Here is a 7,015-nt window from a genome sequence, read left to right on the forward strand (position 1 = left end):
CGCGGCGCAGCGGGCGCGGCACCGCAGGGGGCGCCGGGGAGGGAGCATCCGCGATGACGGGAACGGACGCACGGCGCGACACCTCGCGGGGGACACGCCGGGCCGGGGCCGGCCGGCGTGCCGTCTGGTCCCGGGACTTCGCGCTGTTCTTCGTGGCCCGGGCCGTCGCCCGCCTCGGCGACACCATGCTGCCCGTGGCCCTCGCCGCCGGCCTGCTCCAGCACGGGTACGGCGCGGGCGCGGTCGGCCTCGCCATGGCCTCGACGGCGGCGGCGTTCGCCGGTCTCGTCGTCTTCGGCGGGGTCATCGCCGACCGCTTCAGCACCCGCAGGCTGATGATCGGCGCCGACCTCGTCCGGCTCGTCACCCAGTCCCTCGCCGCGGGCCTGTTCTTCGCCGGGCACGTGGTGCTGTGGCAGATCTGCGCGATCGGTTTCGTGGGCGGCGTGGCGGGAGCGGTGTTCCAGCCGGGCGTGGCCAGTACGGTGCCCCGGCTGGCCGCCGACATCCAGGGCGCCAACGGCGCGATCCGCACAGCCGAGTCCGCCGCCCAGCTCGCCGGTCCGGCCGTCGCCGGTCTCCTGGTGGGCTTCGCCTCACCCGGCGCGGTGTTCGCCGCGCACGCCGCCACCTACGCCACGAGCGCCCTGTGCCTGCTGCTGCTCCGGCTGCCCCCGCTCGACGAGGGCACCCGTGCCGCGACCGGCCGGGGGACGCGTGCCTTCCGGGCCGGTCTGGTCCAGGGCTGGCGGGAGTTCAGATCCCGGACCTGGCTGTGGGCCGTGATCGCCGTCTGGTGTCTGTACATGATCGCGGTCTGGGGTCCGACCGTCCCGCTCGTGGCCACGGAGGTCGTCCAGCAACACGGCCCGCGCGCCTACGGCCTGGTCAACTCGGCCCTCGGCGCGGGCACGGTGGTCGGCGGCCTGCTCGCCCTCCGGCTCCGGCCCCGCCGGATGCTCCGCGCCGGCGCGCTCTCCCTGTTCGCCTTCTTCGGCTTCCCCGCGGCCGTCGGCGTCGGGCTCGGCGTGCCGGCGATGGCGGCGGGGGCGGCGGTGGCCGGCGCCGGGATGTCGTTCTGGGGCGTGATGTGGGCGACCAGCGTGCAGACCCAGGTCCCGCCGGACGTCCTCAACCGCATCCACGCCTACGACGTGGCCGGTTCCCTCGCCATGATGCCGGTGGGCCAGGCTCTCGCGGGCCCGGCGGCCGGTGCGCTCGGCGCGGGCCACGTCCTGCTGGTCTCCGCCGGGACCAGCCTGGCGGTGGCGGCGGCGCTGCTCGCGGTGCCGGCGGTACGGGAGCTGGTCCGAGCGGAGGCGCCCGCGCACTGAGCGGAGAGGCCTGTGCAGGTGCCCTGTCCTGCGTTGTGCCGTGCGCTGGTGCCGACCGGGGGTGGCACGGCTGCCCGCAGCTGCGGCGGCTGCAACCTCCTAGGGGCGCCGGCCGGTGGGCGCCGTGAACCCCGCGATCCGCTGCCGCAGGCTCGCCGGGTCCAGGCCGTGTGCGGCCACGTGCTCCTCGATCGTCCCGTAGCGCCGCAGCTCGCGGCGGCCGACGCCGAGGCCCAGGACCCGGTGCGGGACGTCCGAGAGGGCCTCGCTCGCCGCGGTCGTCGAGGTGCCCGCGAGACAGGGCTCGACCAGCACGACATCGGTGCCCGCCGCCTCCGTGGCCCGGCGCAGACCGGCCCCGTCGAAGGGCCGTACGGTCGTCGCGTACAGGACGGTCACATCCAGGCCCTCCGTGGCGGCGAGGACCGGGTCCAGCACCGGGCCCACGGCGAGGACCACACCCCGGCGCCCCTCGCGGACGGTGACGAAGTGCGTGCCGTCGATCAGCCGTCCCTGCCGGTTGGCCTGCACGGACAGCCGTACGTACACCTTGTCGTCGCCCGCGGCGACCGCGTGGTGCAGCAGTGTCTCGGCCTCGTCCGGATGTCCGGGTACGTGCACGGTCCAGCCGTCCAGCGTGTCGAGGAGCGCCACATCGCCCGGGGCCATGTGCGTGTAGCCGCCGGCCGGCCAGTCGAAGGAGGCGGCCGCGCTCACCAGCACCGCCCCGGTGTTCTGGTGGCCGAGATCCAGCTTGACCTGCTCGAACGGCCGCTCCACGAGGAAGCTGGCGAAGGTGTGCACCACGGGGCGCAGCCCGGTCAGCGCCAGCCCCGCCGCCGCCCCGACCAGCAACTGCTCGCGGATGCCGACGTTGACGACCCGGTCGGGATGCCGGGCCATGGCCTCGCGGAAGCCGTCCTTGCCGATCTCGGCGAGGACCACCGCGACCCGCGGATCCTCGTCCAGCAGCCGGGAGACGACGGGGGCGAAACGGTCACGCATGGTGTCCATCAGGGTCTGCCTTTCCAGGAATCGGGACTCAGGCGTTCTTCGGCTCGACGCGGGCCACGACCACGTGCGGCCTCCCGGGATGCCGCGCGGTGAACGCGGCGTACAGCTCCTCGTGATCGCGCCCGTCGACGGTCACCGCCGACCAGCCCGCCGCCTCGAACCGGGCGGCGATCCCGCCGGGGCGGGCGTGGCTGGCGGAGGAGTTGTCGACCACGATCGTGTGCAGCCGCTCCAGGCCGGCGGGCCCGGCGAAGGCGATGGCCTCGTGGTTGCTGCCCTCGTCCAGCTCGGCGTCCCCGATCAGCACCCAGACCGCCGGATCGTGCAGTCCCTGCGCCCGTAGCCCCAGTGCGCTGCCCACCGCGATCGGCAGCCCGTGCCCGAGCGAGCCGCTGCCGATCTCGGCGCCCGGAACCAGTACCCGGTCCGGGTGATGCCCGAGAGGGGAGTCGTACGAGCCGAACCCGGTCAGCCAGTCCACCGGTACGAACCCCTTCGCGGCCAGCACCGCGTAGTACGCCATGGGCCCGTGCCCCTTGCTCAGCAGGAACCGGTCCCGGGCCGGGTCGTCCCGCAGCTCCGGTGTCACCCGGAGCACCCGGTCGTAGAGCACCCACAGCGCGTCGAGGGTGGAGGTGGCCGCCGGCCCGTGCTTCTCGTCGCCGGTCATCAGACTCATCAGGCCGGGCAGGTCGTCGTACCCGTACGTGCGGTTTCCGTCCGATGTGATCGTCATGCCGACGATCGTGCAACCTCAACCGAACTCGAGGTCAACCGGAAAACCGGTGCGCGACCACCGAGCGGAGTGCGGTATTGTTTCCCTGCGCGTTTCGACCGGGGAAACCCCAGGTCAAACCGCACCGGGACGTGGCGCAGCTTGGTAGCGCACTTGACTGGGGGTCAAGGGGTCGCAGGTTCAAATCCTGTCGTCCCGACCAGCTTTTCTGCCGGTCGGAGGGCCGTCTTCTCAGGGATGAGGAGACGGCCTTTGCCGTGTCCGCGGGTCTCCGGCGTCCATCTCGCCCGCATCCTCCCCGCCCTGCGCGGCGGGGAGGGTCGGGCGGTGGTGGCCGGTGGCGATCTTGGCCGCCATCCCGGCCAGCTGACTGCAGGCCCGCGCGATCTCCCGCTGGGTGTTGTTCCGCTCGCTGACGACCGCCGCGAGCAGCAGCGCGGTCAGCGCGGCGGATCCGTTGAAGGCCTGCAGGGTGATCATCCTGGTGAGCAGGTCATGACCGGCGAACGGGCCCGTCCGCTCGGCACCGGCGAGGATCGCGAAGGTCGACACGGCCAGCGCGCAGGGCGCGGCCCCGGCGAGCTGGAAGCGGAAGGCCGCCCAGGTCAGCAGCGGGAACCCGAGGAACAGCAGGGGCGCGTGTCCGGCCACGAGGTATCCGACGCCGGCCGTGGCCGCCCCGAGCAGCAGTGCCTCCGCCCACCGGGACGGCCGCACGTTCCTCGGCCGGCCTGCCGAGCGCAGGACGAGCAGGAACGGTGTGACCAGCAGGACGCCCATTGCGTCGCCGGTCCACCACACCGACCACGTGGGCCAGAAGTCGCCGGGCCGCAGCGCCCCGGCGAGGGCCAGGGTTCCGCTGCCCGTCGTCGCGCTCACCAGCATCCCCGTGAATCCACCGAGGAAGATGAGTGCGAGAGCGTCCCGCAGTCGGTCCAGCTCCACACGGAAACCCGCACGGCCGAGCATCAGGTAGGAGCAGACGGGCGCGAGGGTGTTCCCCGCCACGATGGCCAGCACGGCCGGGAGCGACGGCCCCAGCGCGATGTTCACCAGGAACGCGCCGAGTGCGACACCCGGCCAGACCCGCGGGCCGCGCAGGAGCAGGCTCGCCACCGCGATACCGCTCGGCGGCCACAGCGGGGTGACCTGGCCGCGCACCAGTTGCTGGAGCAGTCCCAGCCTGGCCGAGCCGTAGTACAGCGCGGCGATGGCACAGATCTCCAGGGCTGCCGGACCACTGTGCCGGAGCCCATGATGCCGCACGACAGCCATCGGGCGACCTCCGCTTCGACATCGCCCCGAACCCGTCATCCGCCCCCATCATCCGCCGGATCCCCCGCGTCCTCCACGGCAGGCAGGCAGGGGAGCGGCGCCGGGCTCGGTGACCCGGGAGATCAGGCGGGCGGGGTGCGCAGGGCCAGGATGGCCATGTCGTCGTGACCGTCGCTGGGGTGGTGATCGGCCAGTGCCTGGACGAAATCCGGCAGGGGCAGGGCGGCGTGGACCGCGGCGAGACAGGCCAGTTCCCGCAGACTCTCGTCGATGGGGTGGGCGGGATGCTCGACCAGCCCGTCGGTGAAGAAGATGACGGTGGCCTCCGGGGGCAGCAAGCGGGAGTGGTCCGGGCGGGGCTGCCCGGTGTCGACACCGAGCGGCAGTCCGGGCTCGGCGAACAGGGAGACCACGCGGCGCTCACGGGTCATCAGCAGGGGCGGGACATGGCCGGCGGTGCTCCAGCGCAGCCGCCACCCCGGCCCGTCCGGCTCGAAGCGCGCCAGGGCGGTGGTCGTGACGCGGTGGTTCGCGACCGACTCCAGGGTCCGGTCGAGCTGGGTGAGGACCGCGCCCGGCGGACTGCTCTGGTCGAACACGAGGGCGCGCAGCATGTTGCGGGTGGCGGCCATGGCGGCCGCGGCCTGCAGATCATGGCCGGCCACGTCGCCGATGACGACCGCCACGACGTCGTCGGGCAGCGGGATGGCGTCGTACCAGTCCCCGCCGAGCTGACTGGGTTCGGCGGCGGGCCGGTAGATGGCGGCGGCGGTGAACGGCCGCAGGTCGGGCAGGGTGGGCAGCAGAAGCCGCTGGAACTGCTCGGCTCCCGCACGGATCCGTTCGAACAGCCGGGCGTTCTCGATCGCGATGCCGGCCGCACTGGCCAGAGCGACGACGATGTTCTCGTCGTTCTCGTCGAAGGGCTGTCCGTCGCTCCGCTCGGCGAGGTAGAGGTCGCCGTAGATCTCGCCGCGCACCGTGATGGCGACACCGAGCAGGGTGCGCATGCGCGGGTGGCCGGCCGGGAAGCCGGCGGAGGCGGGATGGCCCTGGATGCTGTCGACCCGCAGGGGGGCGGGGTTGCTGATCAGGTGGCCGAGGACGCCCCGACCGCGCGGCAGCCCGGCCGCGGCCAGCGCCTCGCGCTCCTGCTCGGACAGACCGGCCGAGATGAACTGCTCCAGCTGTCTTCCGGACCTGTCGAGCACGCCCAGGGCTCCGTAGCGGGCGCCGACCAGCTCCATGGCGGTCGTCACGATACGGTGCAGCACCGCGGGCAGCTCCACCTCACGGCTGATGGCCACCACCGCGTCGAGCAGGCCCTGCAGCCGGTCCATGGTGGACAGCAGGGCTCGGAGCTGCTCGTCGACCCGGCCCAGCTCGGACCGCAGCCGCATGTGCAGGTCGGGGAGGTACGGCTGGCCGGGCTGTCTCCCTGCCTTCTCTCCCGCCATTCCGGCCTCCTGACCCGACCCCTGTCCGTGCGGGACGCCGGCATCACCTTCGATTGTGGCATCGGTGCCCTGGCCAGGGGGTGCGACCGCGGCCGGCATCGCATGGGGAAGGGCCTCGCCGGCGGTGCCGAGCGAGGCCCTTCCCGGTGTCGCGGGCGGCTTCAGGCGGTTCCGACGTCCCGGCGTGAGGTGGCGAGGTAGCCGACCAGCACGAGAATGGCCACCGTCCAGGCCAGGGTCACCGGGCCCAGGCCCCAGCCCAGGCCGTCGGCCTTGCTCATGGCCATCCAATCGGCGAGGGAGGCGCCGAGCGGGCGGGTGATGACGTACGCCGTCCAGAACGCGGTGACCGCGCCCAGCAGGCCGGCGCGGTGGGCGACGGCCGGGACGCAGATCGCGACGGCGAACAGGACGGCCGAGCCAAGGTAACCGAGGCCGATGCTCGCGGTGAGGTCTCCCGCGGCGGTGCCCAGGGCGAAGGTGGCGAGGACGGCCGCCCAGTAGAAGAACTCGCGGCGCCGCGTGCGGATGGAGTGGATCGACAGGGTGCGCTCGGACTTGTACCAGAGGGCGAAGACGGCGGCCAGGGCGATCATGAACAGCGGGGTGGACAGGGTGTACGGAACGCCGATGACCACGTGGAGCGCGTCCGCGGCCATCGTGCCGAACACGCTGACCATGACGATCGCCGTCCAGTAGATCCAGGCCACGTACCGGCGGACGGCGAACTGGAGCACGAGCGACGCCACGAAGGCGAGACCGCCGAGGCCGACCGCCGGGATGTTGCCCAGGGTGTGGGCCAGGAAGTCGGAGGCGGTCTCACCCATGCCGGTGGTCAGGACCTTGATGATCCAGAAGTAGACGGTGACCTCGGGCACCTTGTTCGCGCTCTCGCGTATGCGCGCGCGTGCGTGACCGTGGGACCGGTCCTCCAGGACGTACTCAGTGCTCATGGCCCGCACTTTCGCACGCCCAAGTGATCTTTCCCCAGACCCCTTTGCCATTGTTTTGAGGCTTCTGGTGCAGCTGTTGCCATGGGGTGCCGCGAACCTGAACGCAACCTGAAAGCGCCACGGGAACCCCTCGTCGGGGGGGGGCCCCCCCCGCGGGGGGGGGGGCGGGGGGGGGCCCCCGCGCCCCCCCCCCGCGCCCCCCCCCCCCCCCCCGCGGGGGCGGGCCCCCCCCCCCCCCCCCCCCCG

Annotated in this window: 6 protein-coding genes and 1 tRNA gene; 2 read left to right on the forward strand and 5 right to left on the reverse strand. The window is 73.2% G+C overall.

The window, feature by feature from the left end:
- The first annotated feature begins 53 nt into the window (after positions 1–53).
- A complete protein-coding gene (locus ACFYZB_RS10800; protein WP_388756803.1) occupies positions 54–1,334 on the forward strand; it encodes an MFS transporter in 1,281 nt (426 codons plus the stop codon).
- A 99-nt stretch (positions 1,335–1,433) separates the two neighbouring features.
- On the opposite strand, the gene ACFYZB_RS10805 is transcribed toward ACFYZB_RS10800, so the two are convergent.
- Complete coding sequence (locus ACFYZB_RS10805; protein WP_388756806.1) at positions 1,434–2,348, reverse strand: transketolase family protein; 915 nt, start codon at positions 2,346–2,348, stop codon at positions 1,434–1,436.
- A gap of 28 nt (positions 2,349–2,376) precedes the next feature.
- The gene (locus ACFYZB_RS10810) at positions 2,377–3,084 is read right to left on the reverse strand and encodes a transketolase (RefSeq protein ID WP_388756808.1); all 708 of its coding nucleotides are present in this window, start codon (positions 3,082–3,084) and stop codon (positions 2,377–2,379) included.
- 125 nt (positions 3,085–3,209) lie between these two features.
- Here ACFYZB_RS10810 and ACFYZB_RS10815 point away from each other — a divergent pair.
- A tRNA-Pro gene (locus tag ACFYZB_RS10815) sits at positions 3,210–3,286 on the forward strand.
- Positions 3,287–3,315: 29 nt separating this feature from the next.
- Here the strand turns inward: ACFYZB_RS10815 and ACFYZB_RS10820 are convergent.
- The 3 genes from ACFYZB_RS10820 to ACFYZB_RS10830 form a co-directional block, all read right to left on the reverse strand.
- On the reverse strand, positions 3,316–4,359 hold the full coding sequence (locus ACFYZB_RS10820) for an MASE1 domain-containing protein (RefSeq protein WP_388756811.1): 1,044 nt from the start codon (positions 4,357–4,359) through the stop codon (positions 3,316–3,318).
- A gap of 122 nt (positions 4,360–4,481) precedes the next feature.
- Positions 4,482–5,816 (reverse strand): PP2C family protein-serine/threonine phosphatase, encoded by a 1,335-nt coding sequence (locus ACFYZB_RS10825; protein ID WP_388756814.1) that lies wholly within the window; start codon positions 5,814–5,816, stop codon positions 4,482–4,484.
- A 161-nt stretch (positions 5,817–5,977) separates the two neighbouring features.
- A complete protein-coding gene (locus ACFYZB_RS10830) occupies positions 5,978–6,769 on the reverse strand; it encodes a hypothetical protein (RefSeq protein WP_388756817.1) in 792 nt (263 codons plus the stop codon).
- Positions 6,770–7,015 lie beyond the last annotated feature (246 nt).

It is taken from the genome of Streptomyces sp. NPDC001852 (genome assembly GCF_042891825.1).
Classification (GTDB): Bacteria; Actinomycetota; Actinomycetes; order Streptomycetales; family Streptomycetaceae; genus Streptomyces.